We start from the raw sequence: 26,582 nt of genomic DNA, 5'->3' as shown, positions 1-26,582 counted from the left end.
CAAGCATACGGCCTGTTGTACGATATTTATACTGAACCATGCGGAGCAAGAACACAGTGAACGACCAGCCTTTTCCCGACACCGAGATCCCGGACGATGCAACAGATCAAGACATGAAGGTGCAAGAGCCGCGGCTTTGGTGCGACGATGGCTGGACGGCGCGGGTCATCAAGAACCAGGACGACGATGGCTGGGCAGTAGAAATGATCATGGACGGAGAGGACGAGCCTGCACTTGTGGGTCCGTGGACCATGGGCCGGGACAAGAAAAACCCCAAGCCCCTGGATGCGTCGGCATTTTATACCCTCGTCAAGACGGCCAGCGAAGTCTTGCGTCGCCACGAACAACAGTTGCATGCCGTCCTGCACAAAAGCCTCAAGGTTCGCACAGCGGCGGCCCGCCTGACCATCAAGCTCGATATCGTGCCCGACGACGACAATCCGTCTGCGACGCTGAGCGCCTTTGACGAAGGTGGCGAGCAGCTCGCCCGGGTCGACGTGCCGACCAGCTACAAGCTCACCCCGGAAAGCGCCGCGGACTGGATAGCGAGCGACTTCAAGAAGCCTGGCCGATAGCCAGGCTTCTTGGACGTGCACGAGCATGGAGCCTCATTGAAGCGTAGTCGTTATCATCGATACTCGGCATGCCTCGCCTTGCTGGCGATGCTGATGATTTTCCTTGCTCCGGTGATCTCCCAGTCGCTTGCCGTGGCGCAGGTTCCGGCGACTCACCATACCGCCGCGTCCAACCATGCGCAAGGTGATCCCGCTCCTGCTGCGGGCGAGCATCCCGATCACGATCTGGATCAATGCGGCTATTGCACACAGTTGCCGACGCTGAGTTCCAGCAGCGGTCAATTCCTGGATACGGCCTTGCCGCGTCGTGGATCGCTGCGGCAAGGCGTTTGCAATCGTCGCACGATCAAGGCCGGTTTTCCCGATGCCTTGCCTCGCGCTCCACCCTTCCTCTTTGGCAACGACGAAAACCCGCCTGGGGCGTGAGTGTTCACGGCATTCGCTGTCAAATACGGTCTATTCTGCCTCCGCTGACAAGAGTCGGACAGATACACTGCGCCACCAGGCCATTCCTGCCACATTAAGGGTGACCTATGTTGACCGACTCGACTCCAGTTTCCAACTCACAAGATGCCGCAAACATGGCATCCGCGGCAGGCATCGCCTCGCACCTTCCTGACGGGAATCGTTGGGCGACCGCTCTGCTGACGCGGCTACATTTCTACATTGGCCTGCTGGTGGGGCCATTTCTTTTTACTGCCGCACTCAGCGGTATTCTGTATGCCTTGACACCGCAGATCGAAGACCGCGTCTACAGGCATGAGCTATACACGGATAGTATTGGCGAGCCTGCCAGCTTGCAGGACCAGATTGCCGCCGCCCGGCTGGTGACTGGCCACGACGCGGCGCTGGTGGCGATCAGGCCGGCGCCCGAGCCAGGTATGACGACCCGTATTCTATTTTCCGAGCAGGGGATGGGTCCGTCGGACAACCGTGCCATCTTCATTGATCCCGTGACAGCCGAGGTCCGAGGCGATCTGGGCGTTTACGGCACCAGCGGCGTATTGCCGATACGCGCCTGGATAGACGTATTCCACCGTGGCTTGCACCTGGGCGACGTGGGTCGGCTGTACAGTGAGCTTGCTGCTTCCTGGCTTTGGGTCGCGGCGCTGGGAGGGCTGGCAGTATGGATAATGAAATACCGTCGCGAGCGGCTTTTGCGTCGAACTTCCCTTTCGGTTTCCACGCGTCGCCATCGTCTGCGCGACTGGCACGGCAGGCTTGGGCTTTGGATCTTGATCGGTGTACTGTTTTTTTCCGCAACGGGCTTGACGTGGTCGCAATGGGCTGGCGGGAACATATCGGTACTGCGGGCCCATTATGGTTGGGGCACGCCAGCTGTGGCCACCAGCCTTATCCCGAACTCCGCGCACGCGGCACATGACGAGCATGCACATCACAGTGCTGTCGCAGTTCCTGCCGACAGCGGCGTTGCGACCATGTTCGATCCGGTGCTCGCAGCCGCGCGCAAGGCGGGCATTGATGCTGGTAAGGTGGAGATTCGTCCGCCCGGCAAACCGGACAGCGCCTGGACAGTGACGGAGATCGACCGCAGCTGGCCTACGCAAGTGGATGCTGTCTCGATTGATCCACGCAGCATGGTCATCGTCGATCAAATCCAGTTTGTCGATTTTCCGCTGGCCGCGAAGCTGACGCGCTGGGGCATAGACGCACATATGGGCGCGCTATTCGGCTTGGCCAACCAGCTTGTGCTCATCGTCTTTGCAGGTGGTCTGCTCACCATGATCGTATGGGGCTATGCCATGTGGTGGCGCAGGCAGTCATCATTGGTTGCGCTCAGCCTCCCGCACGCGGGCCTGTTATCCTTGCTGCGCAAAGCGCCGAAATCGACGTTGATGCTGATACTGGTGTTCACTGGACTGACAGGCTGGTTTCTGCCCCTGTTGGGTTTGAGCTTGTTGTTATTCCTGCTGATCGATGGCCTGCGGATGGCCGTAGCGCGCCACTAATTGGCGCCGCGCAGGCCCTGCTCGTAGCGCTGTCGGGCCTCTTCTTCGAAACGGGCATCTTCGAGATCGTCCATCAGCGCGTCCATATCCACCGGCCGCGTATCGGCCTCTACATGTCCGGTCAAGACGGATTCGCTGGTAAGTTCACCGGCCTCGAAGAGCGTCCAGATTTCCTTGCCATAATGGGTGCCGAGCAGTTGGGGCGCGAACTGTCCGAAGAACGTGGCAAGATTGTCGACATCGCGTCCCAGCATGGCCGCTGCCTCATTGTTGCCCGCAGCGTCTACTGCCTGAGGCAGGTCGATGATTACCGGGCCGTCGGGCGCCAGCAGGATGTTGTATTCGGAGAGGTCGCCATGAATGATACCCGCGCACAGCATCCGCACTACCTGATTAAGCAGTAATGCATGAAGCTCGAGGGCACGCTCTGGCGTCATGTCGACGTCGGCCAGGCGCGGCGCCACGTTGCCAATGTCGTCCACCACGAGCTCCATGAGAAGCACGCCGTCGGTACAGATATACGGCAGCGGTACGCGCACATTGGCATTGGCGAGCCTGAATAATGCATCGACCTCGGCGTTCTGCCATAGCTCTTCCTGCATCTGGCGACCGTAGCGCGTTCCTTTTTCCATGGCTCGCGCCTGGCGACTGTTCTGCACTTTTCGGCCATCACGATACGATGCCGCCTGTCGGAAGCTGCGTTGCTTGGCGTCCTTGTAGACTTTGGCGCAACGTATGGAGTCGCCGCTGCGCACCACGTACACAGTCGCTTCCTTGCCGCTCATCAGTTGGCTGATTACCTCGTCGATGAGGCCCTCTTCGAGAAGAGGGGCCAGTCGCTTGGGCACCTTCATGTGGTGTGAAAAAAAGATTTGCTCATGCCCGATTATACGGGAGCGGGGCGTACAGGATAATGTCAATGTACACTGAAAGGCCCAATTTTCCGTCTCCGGCTGCCCATCCCCTTCAGTATTGCGTCTCTTTCACGTAAAGATCGCGTCTGTTCACCGCCAATACCTTCGATGCTTGCCAGTGCCCATAACCTCGTCCTTGTCCTGCCTTCGATACTGATTGCGATTCTGGCTTCATACACGGCACTAGGCATGGCCGGGCGCATTGCAGCGGCGCGCGGCCGCGCGGCATATGGATGGCTGGTCGGCGGCGCGTGCGCCATGGGCATTGGTATCTGGGCGATGCATTTCGTAGGGATGCTCGCCTTCAGTCTGCCTATCCCTTTGGGGTACGATCCGGTCATCACAGCCCTGTCGTTATTGATTGCCATAGCGTCTTCGGCGTTTGCGCTATGGCTGGTTACGCACGACAGCTTGCCATGGCACAGGCTGCTTGCAGGCGCATTGCTGATGGGATCGGGGATCATAAGCATGCATTACACAGGCATGGCGGCGTTGCGCATGAGTCCGGGAATTCAATATATCCCATCGCTGTTTGTCGCCTCGATTGCGATCGCGATCGGCGTGTCAGGTATTGGCCTGTGGATGGCGTTTCACTTGCGCAGGCGTTCATCTCATGAGGGGTTGTTACGTGTTGGCGCGGCACTTATCATGGGGTTGGCTATTGCCGGCATGCACTATACGGGGATGGCGGCTGCCGAGTTTCCAGCAGGAAGCATATGCGGAGCAGCGGGAGCGGGTGTGGATTCCGGTTGGCTTGCGTTGGTCGTGATCGTGATTACCATGGCGGTCCTGGGGATCGCTCTGGTCACGTCTGTTCTGGACCTGCGACTCGAATCGCGCACAGCGAAGCTTGCAGAGTCTTTGGCCAGCGCCAACGAAAAGCTGAGGCATCGTTCGTTGCATGACAGCCTCACCAATCTTCCGAATCGTGTGCTTCTAGAAGATAGGCTCAAGCAGCGCATGCATGCTGCTGATCTCGAACAGAAGCAGTTTGCGCTGATGTTCATGGATCTGGATGGCTTCAAGGCCGTCAACGATGCCTATGGTCACCACGTAGGCGATTCGTTGCTCGTCCAGGTGGCTCGGCGTGTCCTGTCCGAAGTACGACAGCAGGATACGATTGCGCGCCTCGGCGGCGACGAGTTCGTATTGCTGACCGGCTTGGTGGAACCCGACGACGCGGCCAGGCTTGCCGAAAGCATGCTGTCGATCATTCGCAGGCCATTTCAATTGGCCGGTCACGAACTGCGCATTTCGACCAGCATCGGCATCGTAATGTATCCGCGGGACGGAGCCAGTCAACATGACCTTCTGACGAATGCAGATGCGGCCATGTATCACTCCAAGTCGTTAGGCCATAACACATATTGCTTTTTCCAGACGTCAATGGTCGCGAATGCTCAGCAGCAGTTGCTGCTATTGCAAGACTTGCGCCTGGCGATGGAGAGGCAGGAATTTGACTTGTATTACCAGGCCAAGGTTGATGCCAAAAGCGGTGGCATCATTGGTGCGGAAGCTCTGCTGCGCTGGCACCATCCTGTGCGAGGTTTGATTCTTCCAGACGCGTTCATTCCTGCCGCCGAGCGGAGCGGCATGATAGTTCAGCTCGGAGCGTGGGTGCTGGGCGAGGCATGTCGGCAGCTGCAGGCTTGGCATGATCAGGGGTATGGCGACATGTCGGTCGCGGTCAATCTGTCGGGATTGCAATTTGGCCACACGGGTCTGGTGGGGGCCGTACGCGATGCATTGCAGCGCAATAATCTGGAACCGCGCCACTTGACGCTGGAAGTTACCGAAACTGTCGCGATGCGGGATGCCGACGCAAGTATTCTCATACTGCGGCAACTGAACGACGCGGGAGTACGCATTGCCATCGACGATTTTGGGACGGGCTATTCCAGTTTGCTGTATCTGAAGCGCCTGCCCGCTCACGAGTTGAAGATCGACAGGGGATTCGTGCGAGAGCTTCCCCATAATGCGGAGGACGCTGCAATCGTCTCCGCTATTCTTGCGTTGGGACACACGCTTAACCTGCTGGTGGTCGCTGAAGGCGTGGAAACCATCGCACAGCAACGGTTTTTGACGGCACTCGGATGTGACTCGTTGCAAGGCTATCTTTTCGGACGTCCTCTTCCTTCGGATCAGTTTCAGTACATATTGCATTCCAGCTTGCGCGGCCCATCTGGCGTCTGAATATGCGCGAGCAGGTACGGCGTCGCTCCGACCGGTAGAGCATGTGGCGAAAGCTTGCCTTCAAAGTCCGGCATCGCAACGGCAGGATGCGCGGGAGTATTCCATTGAATGAGTGCTGGCGCCGCGCCTTGCATGGGCAGTCTCCCGTCCTCTGTAATGGTTATAAGCCATTCAAAATTGCCACGGGTCAGTTCTACGTCGGCCTAGTACAATCCAGCCTGGTTTACAGGATCATGATCCGGGCGTTGATATGAATAAATACGCAGTACAGCTCGCTTTTGCCTACATGGGCGTAATCATCGGCGGCGGGTTCGCTTCGGGCCAGGAAATACTTCAGTTCTTTACCGGCTATGGCATGGCTAGCATTGCCGGTACCTTGCTCGCCGGTTTGCTATTTGCATTCCTGGGTATGCAGATCGCGCGCATCAGCACGAATTTACAGGCTCAATCGCACAAGGATGTGTTGCATCTATTGTTCGGTCATCGTGCCGGAGCCATCATGGACATCCTGCTCACTTTCTTCCTGTTTGGCGTTGGCGTGGCCATGCTGGCGGCCTCCGGGGCTTTGTTCAAGCAACAATTCGGCTTTTCGCCGGTGATCGGTAGTGTCTTCATGACGGTTCTGATCGTTTTGACCTTGTGCCTGAACGTGAAACGGATCATCCATTTGGTCAGTCTCGCAACGCCTTTGCTGATGGCGCTCGTGCTGGTCATTGCGACGTATTCTTTGTATACCAGCAGTGCCGATATCGAACAGTTGCTCACGCTCAGCCAGGACCAGCATACCGTGGCTCCGCACTGGGCCCTGGGCGCCATACTTTATGCCTCCTTCAATATCGCGGTGGGCTTCCCGATGCTGGCAGTAATCGCCGGGCGCAGTCGCGACATCAAGAGCACCTCGCGAGGCGGAGCGCTGGGAGGGGTAGGCCTGGGGCTGTTGATACTGTTGCTCAACGTCAGTCTGTTTTTCAACCTGAATCAGTTGCAAGGCGCGGAACTGCCTACACTCATGTTGGCATCGCGGCTGTCGCCTGTGGTGGGCATCCTGATGACAGTGTCCATAGCATGCATGATCTACAGCACGGCGGTGGGCATGTTCTTTGCGTTCAGTGCGCGCTTTTCCCGTCCCGAGACCGGCCGTTTCCGCCTAATGAGTTTATCGTGCTGCTCTATTGGCCTGATACTCAGTTTCGTCGGTTTCACGACGCTGGTAGGCAGCGTTTATCCCTTGCTAGGGTACCTTGGCTTGATCTTGATAGGCGCCGTGTTCGTCAATTGGTTCCGGGACCGCTGCAAACCCGCCAGCGCTGAAAAGCACGTTGCCTGAACCTGCATGGCGATCATGTCCGACACCGACGCGCGTCTTATAGAGACCATGAGAGTTGAACCGGGGCGGCGCGTTCCGCTCCAGGCTGGCCACTGGCGGCGATTGCAGAGTTCGTGCACGGCATTGGGTTACGCCTGGCCCGCCGACGCATTGCTGCGTGGCGTGCAGGAGCACATCGGCAGTCTGGACGCCAACGAGTGCCACCGTCTGCGTTTATTACTGAGTCGGAGCGGCGAGTTTGTATTGGAATCCAATCCATTGCCCGCGTTGTCCCCACCTGTACATCTGCGGCTCAGTGCTACGCCGCTGCAGGCGGACGCGGTATGGTTGCGGCACAAGACTACCCACCGGCCGTGGTACGAGGCGGCTCAAGCCTGGCTGGCGCATCATCCCGAATTTTTTGACGTGGTGTTCTGCAATGAGCTAGGCGAGGTGTGTGAAGGGAGCCGCAGCAATATCTACCTGCTGGACGCCCGGACCAATACCTGGCTTACGCCGCCCCTGGACTGCGGATTATTGCCCGGCGTTCAGCGCCAGGAACTGCTGGACCGCGGGCGGGTCCAGGAAGCCCGCGTTACGCGGGAACAGTTCCTGAATGCGCCCGCCATCCGGGTATCGAATGCGCTGCGCGGCTGGCTGGACGCCGCGCTCTAGCCTGCGGCGTGCAGGAAAGGGCCCAACACCGCCCCCGTGTGCGATTCGGCCTTCAGGCTCACTATATGTTCGGGTGTTCCTTCGGCAACCAGGCGTCCGCCGCCGTTGCCGCCTTCCGGCCCCAGGTCCAGTATCCAGTCTGCTTCAGCGATAACGTCAAGGTTGTGTTCGATGACTACGACGGTGTTGCCTGCGGCGACCAGGCGATGCAGCACATGGATGAGCTTTTCGACGTCGGCCATGGAAAGGCCGACCGTTGGTTCATCGAGGACGTATAAAGTATGCGGGATACGCGAAGCCCGGCCTGTCTTGATCACACCATCGGTCAACCTGGCTTTGGTGAGTTCGGTGACCAGCTTGATGCGCTGGGCTTCGCCACCTGACAAGGTGGGGGAGGGCTGGCCCAGCGTCAGGTATCCCAGGCCCACATCCTGCATCAATTGCAAGGGGCGCGATATTCTGGAATGCGCGGCGAAGTAGGTGATGGCCTCGTCGACCTCCATTTTCAGGACTTCCCCAGCATTCTTGTCGCGCCATGTCACATTGAGCGTATCGCGATTGAAGCGCTCACCGGTGCAGGCATCGCAGAGCACCTTGACGTCCGGCAGAAAGCTCATTTCTATCGTCCGCAAACCCTGGCCCTCACACACCGGGCACCGTCCTTCGCCGGTATTGAATGAAAAGCGCGTCCCGGTCCAGCCCCGTATGCGCGCATCGCGGGTTTCTGCAAATAGCTTGCGCACATCATCCCAGAAACCGATGTACGTCGCCGGGCAGGAACGCGGTGTCTTGCCGATGGGGGTTTGATCCACTTCGAGCACACGATCGATATGTTCCCATCCTGTGATCTCGACGCAGCCGTGCCATGCGGGCGCCCGGCGTTGGGAAACCGCCTGGGCCAGATTGTCCAGCAATACGTCCCGGGCCAGGGTTGATTTACCTGATCCGGAGACACCGGTGACCACGCTCAGCCGGCCGACAGGCAGGCTGGCCGTCACGTTGTGCAGGTTATGCAGATGCGCCCGGCTGACTGTGATCATGGGGGTGTCCCTGTCCACAGGGCGTCGCGCCTGCAATGGATGGCGCAGGGGAGTCTTCAGATAGCGCCCGGTGACCGAGGCGGGATTGTCGATGATGTCCTGTACGCTCCCTTGCGCGACCACCATGCCGCCGCGCACACCGGCGCCGGGGCCTATGTCGATAATGTGCGAGGCGCGCCGTATGGTGTCTTCGTCGTGTTCCACGACCACCAGCGTATTCCCATTGCCTTCCAATGCTGCCAGGGCATTCAGCAGAATCTGGTTGTCGCGAGGGTGCAGACCGATGGTCGGTTCATCCAGCACATAACAAACCCCCTGCAGGTTCGAACCCAACTGGGCCGCAAGGCGGATCCGCTGCGCCTCGCCACCGGACAGGGTTGGCGCAGCGCGATCGAGTGCCAGATAGCTCAGACCCACTTCCTGCATGAAATCAAGGCGGCCCTGGATCTCGGCGAGGATATCGCGGGCGATTTCCACTTCGCGGCCCTGGGTCACAAGTCCGGTGAAAAAGGTACGGGCGTCTGATACGGGCAGGGCCGCCAGCTCGGCGATGGAACGTCCTCGCCAACGGAACGCACGCGATACGGGATTGAGCCTATCGCCGTGACAGCTGCTGCATGTCTCCGTGTCGCCTTCGTACCAGGCGTTCCATGCTGTCTCCTCGCCGGTCTGTTCGGCGTCAAATCCGGAGAGCTGAAGTCCGGTACCGAAACATGCCGTGCACCAGCCATGTTTGGAGTTGTACGAGAACATGCGCGGGTCTGGCTCAGGAAAGCTGGTACCGCAGCTGGGGCAGGCACGCTTGACCGAGAAATGATGTTGGCGGGATGCACCGCTGATCCCGCGCTGACGGCGCTCGTCGACAGAGGTCGCGTCGCCGTCGGTCAGGCCGGAAAGTATGCTCAGGCTGCCCTGGCCGTGCTCCAGTGCGCTTCGTATGGCCTCACGTAGTTCGGGTTCACGGTTGGCATCAACGAGCAGGTCGGCAATCGGCAGTTCGATGCTGTGTTCCTTGTAGCGATCCAGCCGCGGCCAGGGCGCCACCGGAATGAACTCGCCGTCCACCCGCAGGTGTGAGTAGCCTTTCATGGCCGCCCATTTTGCCAGGTCGGTGTAATAGCCTTTGCGCGCCGTTACCAGCGGTGCCAGCACCCCTATGTGCTGTCCCTTGTAATCGCGCAGAAGCTGGGCCACGATCTGTTCGGCCTTCTGCGGTTCGACCGCGACATCGCAGGTCGGACACATTTGCGTGCCCAGTTTCACGTAGAGCAGGCGCAGGAAATGATGGATTTCCGTCATCGTGGCCACGGTTGATTTGCGGCCGCCCCGACTGGTGCGTTGCTCGATGGCGACAGTGGGCGGAATGCCGTAAATCGCGTCGACATCCGGCTTGCCGGTGGGCTGGACAATGGCGCGCGCGTAGGCGTTCAGTGATTCGAGGTAGCGGCGTTGGCCTTCATTGAACAGAATATCGAAGGCCAGCGTCGATTTGCCCGAACCCGAAACGCCGGTGATGACGGTGAACGTGTCGTGGGGGATGCTGACGTTGACGCCTTTCAGATTATGCTCGCGCGCATTCACGATATCGATGCTTTTCGCAAGGGACCGTTTCTGCCTGACCAGCGTCTGCAAGGGGGTGCCACTATCGTTCGCATACTGCGCGATCGGTTCGGCAAGCAGGCGCGCCTGGTGGGACTTGTCCTCATAAACAATGGCACTGGTGTAATCGACCAGCGCCTGCCCCGTGTGCGAGGCTTTGTTCTGCATGAGTTCTTCCGGCGTGCCCACGCCCATCACCATGCCGCCGGCGTCGCCGCCTTCGGGGCCCAGGTCGATCAGCCAATCTGCAGCCCTGATGACATCGAGATTGTGTTCAATGATAAGCAGCGAGTGGCCCGCGGCGAGCAACTTGCGAAACGCCCGCATAAGCCGGGCGACATCATCGAAATGCAGGCCTGTCGTGGGCTCGTCAAACAGGAAAAGGCTTCCTTTCTTGGCGACCTTGGCCGAGGAAATGCCGCTACGCGTTGCCGCCGCCAGGTGGCCGGCCAGCTTCAGTCGCTGAGCTTCGCCTCCGGAAAGAGTGGGTACGGGTTGGCCAAGCTGCACATACTCCAGACCCACATCTGCCAGTGGAGCCAGCCCCCACTGCACATCCCGCAGTCCATTGAAGAACGACAGTGCTTCGCTGACGGTCATCGCCAACACCTGGTCGATGGATGCGCTGCGACCCAGGTGCTCGACCTTGACTTCGAGGATTTCGGGACGGAATCGTTTACCGTCGCAGTCCGGGCAGCGCAGATAGACGTCAGACAGGAATTGCATCTCGACGTGTTCGAATCCGGTACCGCCGCAGGTGGGGCAACGCCCGTCGCCGGTATTGAAGCTGAACGTGCCCGCTGTATAGCCGCGTTCCCTGGACAACGGCGCCTGGGAGAAGAGTTTGCGTATGGGGTCGAAGGCACCCACATAACTTGCCGGATTGGAGCGCGCCGTTTTTCCGATGGGTGTCTGGTCCACCATGACTACGTCGGCCAGTTGCTCGACACCCAGCAGGTGCTGATGTTCACCGGGCGCTTCGGTGGGCCTTCCTTTCTGCTTGAGGATGGCGGGATACAGGACATCCTGTATCAATGTGGATTTGCCCGATCCCGATACACCGGTCACGCAAACCAGTCGTCCCAGCGGTATTGAAACTGAAACATTCCTGAGGTTGTTGGCGTTGGCGCCCTCAAGCACAAGTCGGGGTGTGCCCGATGCCACCGGCATCGGTCGGGGCGCCTCGACCCGCAGGCGCCCACCCAGGTAACGTCCCGTCAGTGTGTCGGCATTGCGCAATTCCTGCGGAGTGCCGTCGAAAACGATCTGGCCGCCGCGCTCGCCTGGACCGGGGCCGATATCCATGATGCGGTCGGCCGCTATCATTACTTGCGGATCATGTTCGACGACCACCAGCGTATTTCCGTTGGCGCGCAGCCGATGCATCACCTCCACGACGCGGTGCATATCGCGCGGATGCAGGCCGATGGATGGCTCGTCGAGTACGAAAAGCGTATTGACCAGGGAAGTGCCCAGCGCTGTAGTGAGATTGATGCGCTGGACTTCGCCCCCGGAGAGCGTGCGGCTTTGACGATCCAGAGACAAGTATCCCAGGCCGACATCGCACAGGAACTTCAGGCGCGTGCGCACTTCGTCCAGCAAGAGATCGATGGCCGCATCGATACTGGTCCCGAAACTGATATCGAAGAAGTGATCGCGTACCCTGTCGATGGGCAGGCGCATCAGGTCGTGTATGCCAAGGCCGGGCAGGGCGTCGAGGGTCTCGCGGCTCCAGCTGGCGTGCACCGGCATGAAGCGCGGATAGCTCCCATCATTATTGCGCGCGGTGTCGCTGCCCAGGCGCCAGAGTGTGGCGTCAGGTTTCAGGCGGGCGCCGCCGCAGGCTGGACAAGGCGTATAGCTTCGATATTTGGACAGAAGCACGCGAACATGCATTTTGTAGGCGCGCGATTCCAGCCAGTCGAAAAAACGTTGGGCGCCATACCACTGGGTTTTCCAGGCATTCTGTCCGCCGCGCCAATCGGGCGTGCCGCCAATGACCCAGCGTCTTTCATGTTCATCCAGCGCTTCCCATGGAACATCCAGTCGGACGCCCGCCGTGGGCGCATACTGTTCCATTTCGGCCTGGCACTCTTTGTAGCTGGCGGTCTGCCACGGCTTGATCGCCCCATTACGCAAGGTTTTCTTTTGATCCGGCACGACGAGCCCATAGTCGATACCCATGACGCGGCCGAAGCCACGACATGATTCGCAGGCGCCCAATGGCGAATTGAACGAGAATGTGCTGGGCAGCGGCGAGGTGTACTCAACGTCGCAGTGCGCACAATGCAGTCTGTTGCTGAAGCGCCAGGCGATTTCCTCGTCGGACGACTCGCCCATTGCGTAGATGGTGATGTGGCCGTCACCCTGCTTAAGCGCGGCGTCCAGGGCTTCCATGACCCGTTGGGGCTCCGCCGTCCCGTAGCGGAAACGATCCTGGATGACATACAACACCCTCTGTTTCTCTGCCTTGGGCACGCGTTTGCTTTTGCCCTTCGCCGTCGAGGCGGACGGCGCCTGCAGCCGGGACTCTTCGTGGTGGACACGTGTGTAGCCCTGTTGGTCCAGGAAGCCGCGCACTTCCTCTTCAGTGAAATTTGCCGGTACGATGATGGGAAAAGTGATGACCAGGCGCGGATCTGCGGGCTGGGTGCGCACAGCCAGCTGCTGCTGGATGGATTCCGGATTGTCGCGCAAAACTTGGGTCCCGCAGCACTGGCAGTACAACCGTCCAAGCCGTGCATACAGAAGCTTGAGGTGATCGTTGAGTTCGGTCATGGTGCCCACGGTGCTGCGCGAATTGCGTACCGGGTTGACTTGATCGATGGCGATGGCCGGCAGTATGCCTTCGATCCGGTCCACCTGGGGCTTGTCCATACGATCCAGAAACTGCCGGGCATAGGGCGAGAACGTTTCCACATAGCGTCTCTGGCCCTCGGCGTACAGTGTGTCGAAGGCCAGGGAGCTTTTCCCCGACCCGGAGACGCCGGTCAGCACCAGCAATTCGCCGGTATTGATGGATACGTCTAGGTTCTTGAGATTGTTCTGGCGCGCGCCGAAGATGCGTATAGTTGAGCTCATGACATTATGATAATCGTTCTGTCAAGGGACGTGGCGCAGCCCATTTTTGCGTATATGACAATTTCTAAGGTAGAATGGCGAGTTAACCAAATTTAGGGCCCGCGTCTTTGCGCGCCTATGCATGTAAAGATCGGAGATCACCATGGCAGAAATCAAACGTACGCGTCGCAACACTCTAGAGCGCAAGTGCTTGGGCAAGGCCTTCAAGCGCCTTTTCATCCGTGCACCTAAAGGCGTTTTCAAGATGCTCGAGAAAGTCAAGCGCGCCTGACCTTCTTGCGCATGCCGGCAGCACGGTGTCATTTAAGGTTTTTGTAGCGAAAGCCGTATTTGTTGCACAAGCCATGACGGAATGTAAGTAAGGCAAGGAAACCGCAGATTCAATATCTGCGGTTTTTTTTTCGCCTATCATCGCTTCAACAGCAAAGACAGATAGAACGAGACAATGCAAACCTGGCGTCACCTCTTCACGGTAATTACGCCCACGTATAACCGGGCTCATACCTTGGAAAGAGTATATCTTTCCCTGAGGGAGCAGTCATTCCAGGACTTCGAGTGGGTAATCGTCGATGACGGTTCTACCGACAGTACGCGCACGATGGTGATGGCCTGGCAACAAGAGGCCAGTTTTCCCATTCACTATGTTTGGCAGAAGAACCAGCACAAAAAGACGGCCTTTAACCGCGGCGTGAGAAAGGCGAATGGCGAGCTCGTGGTTGCTGTCGATAGCGACGATAGCCTGGATACCAATGCACTGTATGCCATGGCCGGCGCGTGGGCTGGAATACCGCCGAGCGAAAGGTCACGATTCGTGGCCATTACTGGCCTTTGTGCCCGACCGGACGGAAGTGTCGTCGGGGACATGTTTCCCAGCGATGTATTCGATGCCACTGTCCTCGACATGACCTTCAAATACCATATCAAGGGCGAGAAGTTCGGCTGCCTGCGCACGGATGTTCTTTTACAGTTTCCATTTCCCGAAGAGATTGCCGGCTTCGTGCCTGAAAGCCTGGTGTGGCGTGCCATTGCCCGCGCCGGCTACCAGACGCGGTTCGTGAATCAGGTATTCAGGGTCTACCACGACAGTAACGATTCCCTGTCGAGGCAGGGTAGGGAAAGTCAGCAGCATGCGCTGGGCCTGTGGTTGCTGGCGCACGATACGATCGTGGAGTGCCTGCCCTGGTTCCGCTACCAGCCGCAGACTTTCCTGATGGCCGCGGCGCGCTATACGCGCTTTGCCCTGCACTTGAAGCATAGCGACCAACCGTTGCCGGGAGACCGGGCGTTGCGCGGATTGGGATCACGGGTGCTGGTCGGTCTTATGTGGCCGATAGGAGCTTTGTTATACATGCGGGACCGCTCCCGCACCTGATACTTGACGCTGCATCAATGCAGCGTGCGTGGTGTCGCCTCTTCGTGGGGATCGAAGATATCGTCGTCGTCATCGGGCTCGTCATCGTCAAGGTCGTCGATGTCGTCGCTGACAGCCTCGTCAGCCATGACGAACGGCAGGACGTCGCGAAGATTTTCAGACCAGGCGATTTCCTCGCCCTCCTGGTCTACCTTGATGAAGCGGACACCTTCCAGATCGGACAACTGGATCGCCCACAGGTATTCGCACTCGAATACGTCGCCATCGGCGATAGTCAGGCCGCCCTGGTTGCCGATGATCCTGGCGCCGGGGCCGCCCACCTGTACGATGACAAGATCGTCTGTCTTGTCTTCGACATCGAGCGGTACGGCGAACAAGGCCCATTCGAATCCAGTTTCATCGGCGTCGATGACTTCGGCCAGGACCGGCTTGCCCATATAGGCGCTTAGCGCGTCCGCGGTACGGCCAATGAGGTCGAGTTCGTCGGCCGTAAAGACCAGTGGCGATTCTTGATTGGTAGACATGGTGCTCGTGAATCATGTGTGAATCGGCTATTTTAAGGCAAGTGCGGCTGACATGAACGGGTCTTGTGTTTCCCCGCCGACACTTTATTGCCGCGTCCGGCCTACAATCGACACTTTATCCTCTCTTGGCTTTCTAGGTTATGGCTCAATACGTATATTCGATGAATCGCGTCGGCAAGATCGTCCCCCCAAAACGGCAGATTCTGCGCGACATCTCCTTGTCGTTTTTTCCTGGCGCCAAAATCGGCGTGCTGGGCCTCAATGGCTCGGGCAAGTCGACCTTGCTGAAGATCATGGCCGGGCTGGATCAGGAGATCGAGGGCGAAGCCGTTCCCATGCCCGGGCTGAAGATTGGCTATCTGCCGCAGGAACCATTGCTTAATGCAGAGCACACCGTTCGCGAATCGGTCGAGGAAGGCCTTGGAGAGCTCTTTTCGGCAAGGAAACGCCTCGATGAGGTCTATACCGCGTATTCCGAGCCTGATGCCGACTTTGATAAGCTGGCGAACGAGCAGGCCGAGCTGGAAGCCATTATTTCTGCGGCGGCCTCAAGCGGCGCCGACGATATCGAGCTGCAGATGGAGATCGCGGCAGATGCCTTGCGTCTCGCGCCGTGGGACGCCGTGATCGGCAAGCTCTCGGGCGGTGAAAAGCGTCGGGTGGCCTTGTGTCGCCTGCTACTGTCCAAACCCGACATGTTGCTGCTGGACGAGCCCACCAACCACCTGGATGCGGAAAGCGTGGAATGGCTGGAACAGTTTCTGCGCAAGTTCCCTGGCACCGTCGTGGGCGTAACGCATGACCGCTATTTTCTGGACAATGCGGCTGAATGGATACTCGAACTTGATCGGGGATACGGCATCCCCTGGAAGGGCAATTACAGTTCCTGGCTCGAGCAAAAAGATGATCGGCTGAAGCAAGAGGAATCTTCCGAGTCGGCGCGCCAGCGCACCATCAAGAAAGAGCTCGAATGGGTGCGTCAAAACCCCAAGGGACGGCAGGCCAAGGCCAAGGCGCGCCTTGCCCGTTTTGAAGAGCTTTCGTCCCATGAATATCAGAAGCGCAACGAAACACAGGAAATTTTCATTCCCGTGTCCGAGCGCCTGGGCAATGACGTGATCGAGTTCGATAATGTCAGCAAGGCATTCGGAGATCGTTTGCTGATCGATAATCTCAGTTTCAAGATACCACCGGGCGCAATCGTGGGTGTCATCGGCCCCAATGGTGCCGGTAAATCGACGTTGTTCCGCATGATTGCCGGACAGGACCAGCCTGACGCCGGGTCAGTCAACGTGGGCAAGACCGTCAAGCTGGCATTCGTGGACCAGTCTCGTGAATCCCTGCCGGACGACAAGACGGTGTTCGATGCCGTCTCCGATGGCGCCGACATTCTCACGGTGGGTCGGTTTGAAATGGCATCGCGTGCCTATCTCGGACGTTTCAATTTCAAGGGCGGCGACCAAAACAAGATGGTCGGCAAGCTGTCCGGCGGCGAGCGCGGACGCTTGCACCTGGCCAAGACCCTGATCGCGGGAGGGAATGTCCTGTTGCTGGATGAGCCTTCCAACGATCTGGACGTTGAAACCTTGCGGGCGCTGGAAGATGCCTTGCTGGAGTTCCCGGGAAGCGTAATGGTCATCAGCCATGATCGGTGGTTCCTCGATCGTATCGCCACGCATATACTGTCATTCGAGGGTGAATCAGAGGTGGTATTCTTTGATGGCAACTACCAGGAGTACGAGGCCGATAAAAGGCGTCGCCTGGGTGAAGATGGCGCCAAGCCGAAGCGGTTGCGGTATAAGGCACTGAAGTAGGCTAATCGAACGGAGACCCCATGCCCATGTTGAGCACCCACGATTCAATGGTCCTGTTGGTCGATATGCAATCGGCGTTGCTGCCGGCCATTCACGACCGCGAGCGGGTGCTGGCTTGCGCCGAGCGCCTGGCGCGCGCCGCGCAGCTATTGGGTGTTCCCGTGATCGCCACAGAGCATTATGCCGGCAAAATTGGTTCGACCGACCCGATGCTCAAGCGATGGGTCGATCATGTCATCCACAAGACGCACTTCGACGCCACACGCGAGTCACATTTTCGCCCCGACATGCCTACTGGTCGCACCAACGTGTTGCTAATCGGCACCGAGGCTCATGTATGCGTGTTACAAACTGGCCTTGGGCTCGCCCGCATTGGACTGACTCCCATTCTTGTCACCGATTGCGTGGGTTCACGACGTTTGTTCGATCAGCAAGCCGCAAGCTCGCGCTGGTCTCATCATGGCCTGGAACAAATCACGTCAGAGATGGCAATGTTCGAATGGCTCGAGACCCCGGATCATCCTCAATTCAAAGAAGTGCTCGCGCTTATCAAGGCCGGCTAATTATTTCTGATACAACTGTTGCTCCTGTTAACCATGAACTTTTTTCAGGAATCCCGGTATGTCAAAAACTGGAGTACTGTAAGGTATTGCTTGTAATGTCTGGAGATTTGAATATGAAATTATCGTCCTTCACGAAGCTTGGCGCAGTGGGTGTACTGGCCTTCACGATGGCTGGCTGTTCCACATGGGACAACATGAATAGTCGCCAAAAAAGCGCTGCAACCGGCGCGGGCGTTGGAGCGGTGGGCGGTGCAGTCCTGTCCAATGGTGGTGTGCTGGGTACCGTTGGCGGCGCGGCCATCGGTGGCGTCATTGGCGACCAAATCGGCAAGAACCGATAACACATCCTTGATGCGTAAAAGCCGGTTCAATATGAACCGGTTTTTTTTGTCCTGTACGCTTTTTCTGCCTGGTAAGCCGTTCGGCTGATTCGGTTATGCGAACCACCCAGGCAGCACTAGCGAATTTCGGGTTGGGGCATCTCGATTTTGACTTCAAGAATTTCCAGGGAATCCTGGCGGTCGAGGTTCACCTTGATGTCTTCGGGGTTGATTTTGACGTAGCGCGAGATTACTTCGACCAGTTCTTTCTGCAAACGGGGCAGGTAATCGGGAGTGATGCCGTCGCCGCGTTCGTTAATGAGTATGAGCTGCAGTCGGTCTTTGGCGACGCTGGCAGAAGTCTTTTTTTCACCGAGCAGGAAAGAAAGAAAGGACATATTATTTTCCTCCGAAGAGGCGCTTGAACAGGCCGGGTTTTTCGTAATCGACGAAACGCAGGGGTTTATCTTCACCCAGATAGCGCGCGACGATGTCCTGGTATGCCGCCGATACATCGCTATCACGAATGTGGATGGCAGGAACGCCCTGGTTGGAGGCCTGCAGAACTGACTCGGATTCGGGTACCACGCCCAGGAGCTTGATGCGCAGGATATCTTCGATATCTTTGAGCGACAACATTTCGCCATCGGCAACACGCTTGGGATTGTATCGGGTCAACAGCAGGAACTCTTTGATGGGGTCTTCGCCTTTTTCAGCGCGCCGGGACTTGGCAGACAATATTCCCAGAATGCGGTCCGAGTCGCGTACCGAAGAGACCTCGGGATTGGTGACGACCAGGGCATCGTCAGCAAAATACGATGCCATCAGTGCGCCCGTCTCGATGCCGGCGGGTGAGTCACAAACAATGTATTCGAAACCCATGCCGGCGAGGTCCTTGAGCGCCTTTTCAACGCCTTCCTTGCTCAGTGCATCTTTGTCGCGGGTTTGGGATGCGGGCAGAATAAACAGGTTTTCAAGTTGCTTGTCACGGATAAGCGCCTGGTTCAGCGTGGCTTCCCCCTGGATGACATTGACGAAATCGTAAACGACCCGGCGCTCGCAACCCATGATGAGGTCGAGGTTGCGCAAGCCCACGTCGAAATCGATAACCACTGTTTTATGGCCCCGCATCGCCAGTCCGGAAGAGAAGCTGGCACTGGTGGTTGTTTTGCCCACCCCGCCTTTGCCGGAAGTCACCACAACAATTCGCGCCATGACGATTGAATTCCTTTAGTTTTGGTAAATCACGTAATCGTATAGCAAAATCGTCACATAGTGCCCGATCTTGCACCTATTTATACTTGGCTTGGCAACAAAAGATATCTTACTTGCCCAGCGCCGTAATCTTTAATTGATCGTCCTCGAGTTGCACAATCGTAGGCTGATTGAGCAGGCTTGGATCGAGCCGGGTTTCGATGACCCGATAAACCCCGGCAATGGCCAGCAACTCGGGGTCGAGCTGCGTGGTGAATATCCGCGCGCTCGTGTCGCCCCGTGCTCCTGCCATGGCCTTGCCTCGCAAAGGGCCATATACGTGGATGTTGCCGTCGGCAATGATTTCCGCGCCCTGGCTTACAACTCCAATGACGATCAGGTCGGTATTGCGGGCGTAGATTCTTTGGCCCGAGCGAAGCTGCCTGTTGATGACCATGGCGGCTGGAGCGACCTCAGGCACTGCCGGTTCGGTCGGCAGGTTGGCGGGGACTTCATCGGCCACCGGGGGAGCGACCACCGGTACATCCTTATCGGCAACAGGTTCACTGGTGGGCCGAGGTATCGGATTCGCCAGATCGACCGTTACCAGGCCGCAACGCTTTGCCGCCTCGAGATTGAGACCCTGCGCTACGACTCCCACCGGGTGCAGGCTATGTTCACTCAGCGCCTGTATTAGTGCAGCCCATTCTATGGGCTCGTCAATCTGATTCGCGTCGATGACTACCGGCTCGTTTTCAAAAAACGAGCCGGCGTCGCGCATGCGCTGCGCGAGGGCCGCGATAAGGGCGGTGGTGTCGTGGCTATGCAGGACTACGCGCAAGGCGTAAAGCGTGGCGCTTTTAAAGTCCAGGGCGAGTTGGCTCTTGCGGTTTGAAGTTGATTCGCTCACGGTTCAGGTTTTCATAAATAAGAAGTGGGTCATCGGTCGGCGCGTCAACTTTTTTGCACCCAGGAATCCTTGAGCGTAACAGCACGATTGATGATGGGTTTTTCCGGGGTGGATTCGTGACGGTCTGCCACGAAATAGCCCAGCCGTTCAAATTGCCAGGTGGTGCCCGGCGTTGCTTGAGTCCCGGGTTCGAGCCAACCCTGCAAGACTTGGCAGGATTCGGGATTCAGGGCGGCCAGAAAATCTTTATCGCCCGCATCGGGATGCGGTTCGCTGAACAGGCGGTCGTACATGCGGATCTCTGCCGCAACGGCGTGTAACGCGCTGACCCAGGTGATATTGCCTTTGACTTTGACCGAGTCGGAGCCTGGCGTACCGCTTTTCGTGTCCGGTAGGTATTCGGCATGGACTTCGATCACGTCCCCGTGTTCGTTCTTGACGCAACCCGTGCACTTGACGATATAGCCGTACTTCAAGCGTACTGTATTTCCCGGAAACAGCCTGAAGTATTTTTTAGGCGGATCTTCCTTGAAGTCATCGCGTTCTATCCATAGTTCGCGAGTAAAAGGAAATTCACGGGATCCGGCGGCGGCATCATGCGGATTGCGGGGCGCGTGGCACAACTCTGTGTGGCCTTCCGGGAAATTGGTGATGACCAGCTTGATGGGATCAATCACGGCGACCGTGCGCGTCGCCTTGGGATCGAGATCGTCACGCAAGGCTTGTTCCAGGACGCTATAGTCGATGCGCGAGTCGGCCTTGGAAACACCTAGCCTCTCGCAAAAAAGCCGTATGGAGTCAGGCGTATAGCCGCGACGACGCAAGCCTGCCAAGGTGGGCATGCGCGGGTCGTCCCAGCCGTTTACGCGGCCTTCACGCACCAGCTGCAGCAGTTTACGTTTGCTGGTGACCACATAATTGAGATTCAGGCGTGCGAATTCGTATTGGCGCGGCAGAGGCAGAGAAAGCTGACCCAGTTCGGCAAGATGATTGAGTGTCCAGTCATAGAAAGGCCGCTGGTCTTCGAATTCCAGGGTACAGATGCTGTGTGTGATGCCTTCCAGCGCGTCCTCGATGGGATGTGCCCACGCATACATGGGGTATATGCACCAGTCATTGCCCGTGCGGTGATGAGCTGCGTGCCGGATGCGGTATATCACCGGGTCGCGCATGTTTATATTGGGCGAACCCATATCGATCCTGGCACGCAGTGCCAGGCTTCCGTCGGGATGTTTGCCTTGACGCATTTCCTCCAGCAGCGCAAGCGATTCTTGTGCCGGGCGGTCGCGCCAGGGCGAATCTTTGCCTTTTTCAGTAAGTGTTCCACGCAAGGCGCGTATCTGCTCGGCGTTTTGTTCGTCGACGTAGGCCAGTCCGGCGCCCACGAGAGCTTGCGCGAACTGATACATGTAGCCAAAGTAGTCGCTGGCAAAGTAGCAGTTGGACTCGTTGGCGTACGTCCAATCGAAGCCCAGCCATTGCACCATGTCGATAATCGCGTTGACGTATTCCTCTTCTTCTTTCTCGGGGTTCGTGTCGTCGAAGCGCAAATGACAGGCACCGTGGTAATCGCGGGCCAGACCGAAATTAAGGCAAATTGCCTTGGCGTGCCCAATATGCAGGTAGCCGTTGGGCTCGGGCGGAAAACGTGTGCGGATCTGTGCGGTGTCTACGCTGCCGTGCTGTTGCACTGATGCCGGTCCCGGTTTGCCTGCCCAGCGCTTGCCGGCATAGCGGCCGTTGGAAAGGTCGTTATCGATGATGGTGCGCAGGAAGTTTGAAACGGGAGCAGGGCTCGGTACGGAAGTCATACGGGATAAACACTGAAATGGCGGGCGAAGTAAGCATTTTGCCACGTTCAGGTTTAATTGCCTGCGTATCGCGACAGAAATCGCCAACTGGCTCTAAACTAGCGCACATTATGACGTACTCGACCTTGTGGTTATCGCAGATCCAGTTCTTTTCAAGCCTGGGCTTTATGGTGCTGTTCCTTGTCGTAGAACTGGGGCTGGCGTGGGTGCTGTTGTATTTCAAAGTGCGCTCGCTCGGGCCCGATAAATCACTATGGACCGAGGCCTATCGTTTTTGGGTACGTGTCTTCGCGCTGGCTTTCGTTCTCAGTCTTGCCTCGGGTATGCCGGTGCTGATTCAGTTTGGAAGCCTCTGGCCAACGCTCATGGACAAAATAGGAGACGTGGCCGGCCCGCTACTGGCCGCCGCTATCCTGTCCACCTTCGTATTCAAGTCCTGTTTTCTGGGAGCCATGCTTTTCGGACAGCGTTACGTTTCCGACAAGGTCCACGCTTTGCTGGTCTTCATGGTTGCGTTGGGGGTTCTGGTTTCTTGTTTCTGGCTGTTGGTGCTGCTGTCCTGGATGCATACGCCCGCCGGCGTGAGCTGGACGGAGGGGCAATACCATGTCGTGGACTGGTGGGCGGTGCTGTTTAATCCCGCCTTGCCCTGGTATGCGGCCATGTTCCTTCTTGCCAGCGGGCTGACCGTAGGTTTTCTCATGCTTGGCGTGTGTGCTGCGCAAGCCTTGCGCCGGCCAGCCAACGAAAGTGAACGCCTCGTGTTCAGCAGCGCGGCGTATATTGCGTGTGTTGCTGTCGTATTGCAAGGCCTGGTGGTGGCAGGGTCGGGCCGGATGACGGCGCAATACCAGCCGGCCAAGGCCGCGGCGACGGCGGCCTATTGGCGCAGCGGCCCGCAGGCCGATCTTGTCCTGTTCGCCGTACCGGACGAGCAGGCAGGGATGAACCGCATGGATTGGACCTGGCGCAATGCAGGCAGTCAATGGTTGCAGCGCGATGGCACCGGCAATCTTCGAGGGCTGGACCGGTTCGCCGGAATGGCGCCGCCGGTAGGCCTGACTTTCTGGTCGTTCCGCTTGGCGCTGCTGACTGGTTTGATCATGGCCCTCGTCGCTTCGATCACCCTATGGCGAGCGCATCGCACTCGCTACGACCCTGGCGCCTTGTCGCGCTGGTGGCGGCATGTGCTGGCCGGCATGACGTTTTCCGGCTGGATACTGCTATTGACCGGTCTGGCCTATTTGCTCTTCGGCTCGTTCCCTTATGCCGTTACCGGCACTATTACAGTCAGCGAGATCGCCGGCGAAATCAACTTCGACGTGTTGCTCGGCGGATATATCGCCTATCTGGTGCTTTATGGGGTGCTGCTGGCCGGTTTCTTCCAGTTGCTTCGGCATATTGCGCGTTATGGTGTGGTCCCCATCGCCCGGCGCAGGGGACGCGCATGATCGCCGCGCTTGCTACGGCGCTTGGGGTCAATGCCAACGATCCTGCGTTCTGGATGCCCTTGGTTTTCATGGGCCTGCTATTCGCCATCATCGTGGCCGGAACGGTATTGGATGGCTTCGATATCGGGGTGGGATGTCTGGCCTTGTTTGCGCCAGCCGACCTGCGTCCGCGCATGCTTTCCTTGCTCAGTCCCTGGCGCGATGCCAATGAGTTCTGGCTCTTTCTCGGTATGGGTCTCTTCGTCGCGGCGTTTCCGAACGCCTGGGGAAGTGTGATGAGCGAACTTTACCTGCCCTTATGTGTTCTTGCGCTGGGCGTTCTATTGCGCTCGGTTGCTTTTGAGCTGCGTCTGCGGTCGCCGGCGGAACTGCAGTCCCGCTGGCTGCTTGGTTTTGCATTGGGTTCCCTTGTGACCGCGCTGGCGCATGGATTTCTGCTGGCCCAGGTCGTGGTGACCTATCAGAATGAAGCAGGTTATCTTTGGTTCTCGTTATTCGTGGGTCTGTCAGCCGTTGCGGCATATTGCCTGCTTGGTTCGGCCTGGCTGATCATGCGCGTGGCCGGCGAGTTGCGTGCCAGGGCGGTGATGTGGGGACGGCGCGCCGTCCGCTGGGCGGCGGCCGGTGCGGTCGGTGTTTCGGTGGTGCTTGCTTTTGGCAATGCCGGAATTTTCTTGAAATGGAGCGATGGTCCGCACTGGCAGGTCGTGGCGGCTTTGTGGCTCATTGTGCTGACCTGTTTTGTTTCCATCGAGATGTGTTTTCAACGGATGATCAACAGCAGTTATCGCACGACGGCTCTTCCCTTTTTCATGACGCTTCTGGTATTTCTCATTACATTGGGCGGGCTAGGCTACAGTTTCTTCCCTTACCTGGTCCTTGACGATATAACCATATGGGATGCATCGGCATCGGTCGATTCGCTGCGGCTGGTTCTCGCCGCCACGGTGGTCGCGCTGCCAGTCGCCTTAATCTTCAACATATGGGTCTATTGGCGAATGTTCGGTTTGTCCATAGCGCCGACACCGCCGGAATTCAAGGACCAGCGCGCCGGCGACGGCAGTATTGTTGCGTGACGCCTCACGATTCTCCGGACTGGGGAAGGGTGATCGTGACCTGCAATCCGCCCCCGGGCGCCTGCCCCAGATCCAGTGTGCCGTTATGCGCTTTGACGATGGCATCGGCCAATGCCAGCCCCAATCCTACTGAACCAGTGAGCGTGCGGGCTTCGTCCAGCCGCGAGAATGGGCGCAACGCCTCTTCGCGCCGTTCGGCCGAAATTCCCGGGCCGTGGTCGGTTACAGTGATGATTGCATGGTGCTTCGTCGCGTCCAGGGCAACCTCCACCGGCGGCTTTCCATGATTCAGCGCATTGGTGATGAGGTTGTCGAGCAGCCGACCCATTGCCAGACGGTCAGCCTCCAGAATTATGAGCTGCGTGCTCAGACGCACCAGCTTCACGGGGCTGCCGGTGCTTTCCCATGCCGAAATCTGCTCTTCCAGCCATGTGTTGAGGGCCAGCGTGGCGAACTGGTACGAGCCGGGGTCAGAACCGCGTACAAAGCCGATGAACTGGTTCACCATGCGTTGCATGTCCTGCACGTCCTTGAGCATGCCCTCCTTGAAGTTGGCATCTTCCATCATCTCGATACGCAACCACATGCGCGACAGAGGTCCCTTCAGATCATGCGGCAGTCCGGCAAGCAATGTCCGCTGTACGGCGGCGGATTGTTCCAGGGTGTCCAGCATGGCATTGAAACGTTCGCCCAGAACGCGAGTTTCCCGCGGCCCGGAAGGTATCACGCGTTGAGGCTGGCCGGCGGCAAGCTGATCCGCTGCTTTGGCGAGCCGCGTCAGGGGCCGTGTGATGTGCCAGGAAAATGCAGCGGCCAGGAGCAGGAACAGTCCCATGCCGGTCAACCATACAACAATAAGCGGTGTGGCTACGGGGGGGGCGATCCTGTCCAGCGGAATCACCAGCCATTCGCGGTTATGCCTGGATTCGTCCAGGTCTGGGTCCGGCAACATCGATATGTACAAGCGCGGCTCCGGTCCGCGCGACAGCGCGACACGCGTGTCGTCGCTCAGTCGCTTGTTGAGCGCCTGGACAAATGTGCGCAAATTGTTGCGAATGTCGTTGGGGGGAGGGCGCCGGCCGTGTCGTTGTTCACGGGCAGGTCGCCTTTCTTCCAGGCTGGCGTCGGACGGCAGGCTGCGCGACCACAGATGCCATTGATTCTGTGAAGCGGTGCGCACAAATCCCGGCCGTTGCTCGGCCGGGATCTCCGCCAGCGCGGCCCGCAAAGTCCGGATGGTCGTGGCCGTGAACTCGACCGCAACCTCTTCGGTGAACTGCTTGCGGTAGTGGGAAACCGTAGCAAAAGTGGCGGCCTGGACCAGCAATATGGTTCCCAGGGTCAACAAGACCATACGTGTGCGCAGGGATCGGGGCAACAATGCACGTAGTGTGAGCGTGCGGCTCATGGCGAGAACCGGTAGCCGACTCCCCAGACAGTCTGTATCCAGCGGGGCTGCTTGGGATCATCTTCGATGGCGCGGCGCAGGCGAAGCACTGCGATGTCGATCGCCCGGTCATTGCGTTCACCTTCGTCATCGTCACGTGCCAGTGCCAGCAGGCGATCCCGCGACAAAGGCTTGCCAGGATTGTTGATCAAGGCTTCCAGCAAATTGACTTCACCCCCGGTCAGCTTGATGATGGTGTCTTCCTTGCTCAGTTGCCGGGTGGAAGGGTCGAAGACGAACGGACCGAACACGACTGGCTTGTCCTTGGTGAGTGCCGATGCTCCTTTTTTTCGCCGCAGAACCGCCTCGATACGCGCCAGAAGCTCGCGGGGATCGAAAGGCTTGCCCAGATAATCGTCGGCCCCGGCCTCCAGGCCGATGACCCGGTCAACGGTTTCATCTCGGCCAGTGAGTAAAATGACAGGGATGTCTTCGCCCTGCTGGCGCAGGCGGCGGCAGGCTTCCGCCCCATCGCCGTCCGGCATCATGCGATCAAGTACGATAAGGTCCGGCGAATAACGCTGTATGCGCGCTGCCAAGTCGCTGGCGTCCGGCGCAAGCAGCGTGTCGTAGCTATGGCGGTTAAGATAGTCGGCGAGCAATTGACGCAAGGCCGGATCGTCGTCAACGACCAGTACTTTTACTAGGGGATTTTCCATAGACCAAAGTGTGCCCTTTGGACTGATGCCTTGCAAGCGCGGGAAATCGACTGAAATAGGTGTTCGCACCGGCGCATGGCTTTATATT

The 26,582-nt window shown here is 58.2% G+C and carries 21 protein-coding genes and 2 pseudogenes; 13 read left to right on the top strand and 10 right to left on the bottom strand.

Annotated elements, in window-relative coordinates; all coding sequences use genetic code 11:
- The first annotated feature begins 56 nt into the window (after positions 1-56).
- The 3 genes from CR155_RS14990 (at position 57) to CR155_RS14980 (ending at position 2,545) form a co-directional block, all read left to right on the top strand.
- Positions 57-575 carry a hypothetical protein gene (locus tag CR155_RS14990; RefSeq protein WP_439650448.1) on the top strand — a complete coding sequence of 173 codons (519 nt, stop codon included), beginning with the start codon at positions 57-59 and terminating at the stop codon, positions 573-575.
- Positions 576-611: 36 nt separating this feature from the next.
- Positions 612-1,001: a DUF2946 domain-containing protein gene (locus tag CR155_RS14985; RefSeq protein ID WP_102070847.1), complete on the top strand. Its 390-nt coding sequence runs from the start codon at positions 612-614 to the stop codon at positions 999-1,001.
- Positions 1,002-1,156: 155 nt separating this feature from the next.
- On the top strand, positions 1,157-2,545 hold the full coding sequence (locus tag CR155_RS14980; RefSeq protein WP_199171775.1) for a PepSY-associated TM helix domain-containing protein: 1,389 nt from the start codon (positions 1,157-1,159) through the stop codon (positions 2,543-2,545).
- On the opposite strand, the gene CR155_RS14975 is transcribed toward CR155_RS14980, so the two are convergent.
- Positions 2,542-3,399: a PA4780 family RIO1-like protein kinase gene (locus tag CR155_RS14975; protein WP_102070845.1), complete on the bottom strand. Its 858-nt coding sequence runs from the start codon at positions 3,397-3,399 to the stop codon at positions 2,542-2,544. The genes CR155_RS14980 and CR155_RS14975 overlap by 4 nt on opposite strands.
- Before the next feature lie 168 nt (positions 3,400-3,567).
- Here CR155_RS14975 and CR155_RS14970 point away from each other — a divergent pair, with 168 nt between their 5' ends.
- From CR155_RS14970 to CR155_RS14960, 3 genes are all read left to right on the top strand, one after another.
- Entirely contained in the window at positions 3,568-5,652 is a 2,085-nt protein-coding gene (locus tag CR155_RS14970) for a putative bifunctional diguanylate cyclase/phosphodiesterase (RefSeq protein ID WP_102070844.1), read from the top strand.
- Between the two features lie 250 nt (positions 5,653-5,902).
- Entirely contained in the window at positions 5,903-6,979 is a 1,077-nt protein-coding gene (locus CR155_RS14965; RefSeq protein ID WP_102070843.1) for a YkvI family membrane protein, read from the top strand.
- Positions 6,980-6,994: 15 nt separating this feature from the next.
- Positions 6,995-7,633, top strand: a complete 639-nt coding sequence (locus CR155_RS14960; protein WP_158238283.1) for an aminotransferase class IV — start codon at positions 6,995-6,997, stop codon at positions 7,631-7,633.
- Here CR155_RS14960 and CR155_RS21475 read toward each other — a convergent pair.
- Positions 7,630-9,498, bottom strand: a pseudogene (locus CR155_RS21475) (excinuclease ABC subunit UvrA); the annotation flags it as partial. The gene CR155_RS14960 and the pseudogene CR155_RS21475 sit on opposite strands and share 4 nt — an antisense overlap.
- A 74-nt stretch (positions 9,499-9,572) precedes the next feature.
- Positions 9,573-13,353, bottom strand: a pseudogene (gene uvrA, locus CR155_RS14955) (excinuclease ABC subunit UvrA); the annotation flags it as partial.
- A 142-nt stretch (positions 13,354-13,495) separates the two neighbouring features.
- Between uvrA and CR155_RS21240 the strand changes: the two are divergent.
- Together CR155_RS21240 and CR155_RS14950 are read left to right on the top strand one after the other, a co-directional pair.
- On the top strand, positions 13,496-13,624 hold the full coding sequence (locus CR155_RS21240; protein ID WP_255398710.1) for a hypothetical protein: 129 nt from the start codon (positions 13,496-13,498) through the stop codon (positions 13,622-13,624).
- 174 nt (positions 13,625-13,798) lie between these two features.
- Complete coding sequence (locus tag CR155_RS14950; RefSeq protein ID WP_102070840.1) at positions 13,799-14,725, top strand: glycosyltransferase family 2 protein; 927 nt, start codon at positions 13,799-13,801, stop codon at positions 14,723-14,725.
- A 14-nt stretch (positions 14,726-14,739) separates the two neighbouring features.
- On the opposite strand, the gene CR155_RS14945 is transcribed toward CR155_RS14950, so the two are convergent.
- Positions 14,740-15,249, bottom strand: a complete 510-nt coding sequence (locus tag CR155_RS14945; RefSeq protein WP_102070839.1) for a hypothetical protein — start codon at positions 15,247-15,249, stop codon at positions 14,740-14,742.
- A 140-nt stretch (positions 15,250-15,389) separates the two neighbouring features.
- On the opposite strand from CR155_RS14945, the gene ettA reads away from it, so the two are divergent.
- From ettA to CR155_RS14930, 3 genes are all read left to right on the top strand, one after another.
- Complete coding sequence (gene ettA, locus CR155_RS14940; protein ID WP_102070838.1) at positions 15,390-17,063, top strand: energy-dependent translational throttle protein EttA; 1,674 nt, start codon at positions 15,390-15,392, stop codon at positions 17,061-17,063.
- A gap of 20 nt (positions 17,064-17,083) precedes the next feature.
- Complete coding sequence (locus CR155_RS14935) at positions 17,084-17,626, top strand: isochorismatase family protein (RefSeq protein WP_102070837.1); 543 nt, start codon at positions 17,084-17,086, stop codon at positions 17,624-17,626.
- Positions 17,627-17,739: 113 nt separating this feature from the next.
- Positions 17,740-17,967, top strand: a complete 228-nt coding sequence (locus CR155_RS14930; protein ID WP_102070836.1) for a YMGG-like glycine zipper-containing protein — start codon at positions 17,740-17,742, stop codon at positions 17,965-17,967.
- A 116-nt stretch (positions 17,968-18,083) separates the two neighbouring features.
- Here CR155_RS14930 and minE read toward each other — a convergent pair whose 3' ends face one another.
- The 4 genes from minE to CR155_RS14910 form a co-directional block, all read right to left on the bottom strand.
- Complete coding sequence (gene minE, locus CR155_RS14925) at positions 18,084-18,344, bottom strand: cell division topological specificity factor MinE (protein ID WP_102070835.1); 261 nt, start codon at positions 18,342-18,344, stop codon at positions 18,084-18,086.
- A gap of 1 nt (position 18,345) precedes the next feature.
- A complete protein-coding gene (gene minD, locus CR155_RS14920; RefSeq protein ID WP_102070834.1) occupies positions 18,346-19,161 on the bottom strand; it encodes a septum site-determining protein MinD in 816 nt (271 codons plus the stop codon).
- A gap of 109 nt (positions 19,162-19,270) precedes the next feature.
- Positions 19,271-20,050 carry a septum site-determining protein MinC gene (gene minC / locus CR155_RS14915; protein WP_102070833.1) on the bottom strand — a complete coding sequence of 260 codons (780 nt, stop codon included), beginning with the start codon at positions 20,048-20,050 and terminating at the stop codon, positions 19,271-19,273.
- Positions 20,051-20,094: 44 nt separating this feature from the next.
- Positions 20,095-21,861, bottom strand: a complete 1,767-nt coding sequence (locus tag CR155_RS14910) for a glutamine--tRNA ligase/YqeY domain fusion protein (RefSeq protein ID WP_102070832.1) — start codon at positions 21,859-21,861, stop codon at positions 20,095-20,097.
- A gap of 110 nt (positions 21,862-21,971) precedes the next feature.
- Here CR155_RS14910 and CR155_RS14905 point away from each other — a divergent pair, with 110 nt between their 5' ends.
- Positions 21,972-23,312 carry a cytochrome ubiquinol oxidase subunit I gene (locus CR155_RS14905; RefSeq protein WP_102070831.1) on the top strand — a complete coding sequence of 447 codons (1,341 nt, stop codon included), beginning with the start codon at positions 21,972-21,974 and terminating at the stop codon, positions 23,310-23,312.
- Positions 23,309-24,388 (top strand): cytochrome d ubiquinol oxidase subunit II, encoded by a 1,080-nt coding sequence (locus tag CR155_RS14900; protein ID WP_102070830.1) that lies wholly within the window; start codon positions 23,309-23,311, stop codon positions 24,386-24,388. Before CR155_RS14905 ends, CR155_RS14900 begins: the two co-directional genes overlap by 4 nt.
- 4 nt (positions 24,389-24,392) lie before the next feature.
- Here CR155_RS14900 and CR155_RS14895 read toward each other — a convergent pair whose 3' ends face one another.
- On the bottom strand, positions 24,393-25,796 hold the full coding sequence (locus CR155_RS14895; protein WP_233214316.1) for an ATP-binding protein: 1,404 nt from the start codon (positions 25,794-25,796) through the stop codon (positions 24,393-24,395).
- Positions 25,793-26,494 (bottom strand): response regulator, encoded by a 702-nt coding sequence (locus tag CR155_RS14890; protein ID WP_102070828.1) that lies wholly within the window; start codon positions 26,492-26,494, stop codon positions 25,793-25,795. Before CR155_RS14890 ends, CR155_RS14895 begins: the two co-directional genes overlap by 4 nt.
- Positions 26,495-26,582 lie beyond the last annotated feature (88 nt).

The organism is Pollutimonas nitritireducens, from assembly GCF_002849615.1.
GTDB lineage: Bacteria > Pseudomonadota > Gammaproteobacteria > Burkholderiales > Burkholderiaceae_B > Pollutimonas > Pollutimonas nitritireducens.
Note: the sequence above shows the minus strand (reverse complement) of the source record. Positions and strands in the feature narration are given on the sequence as shown.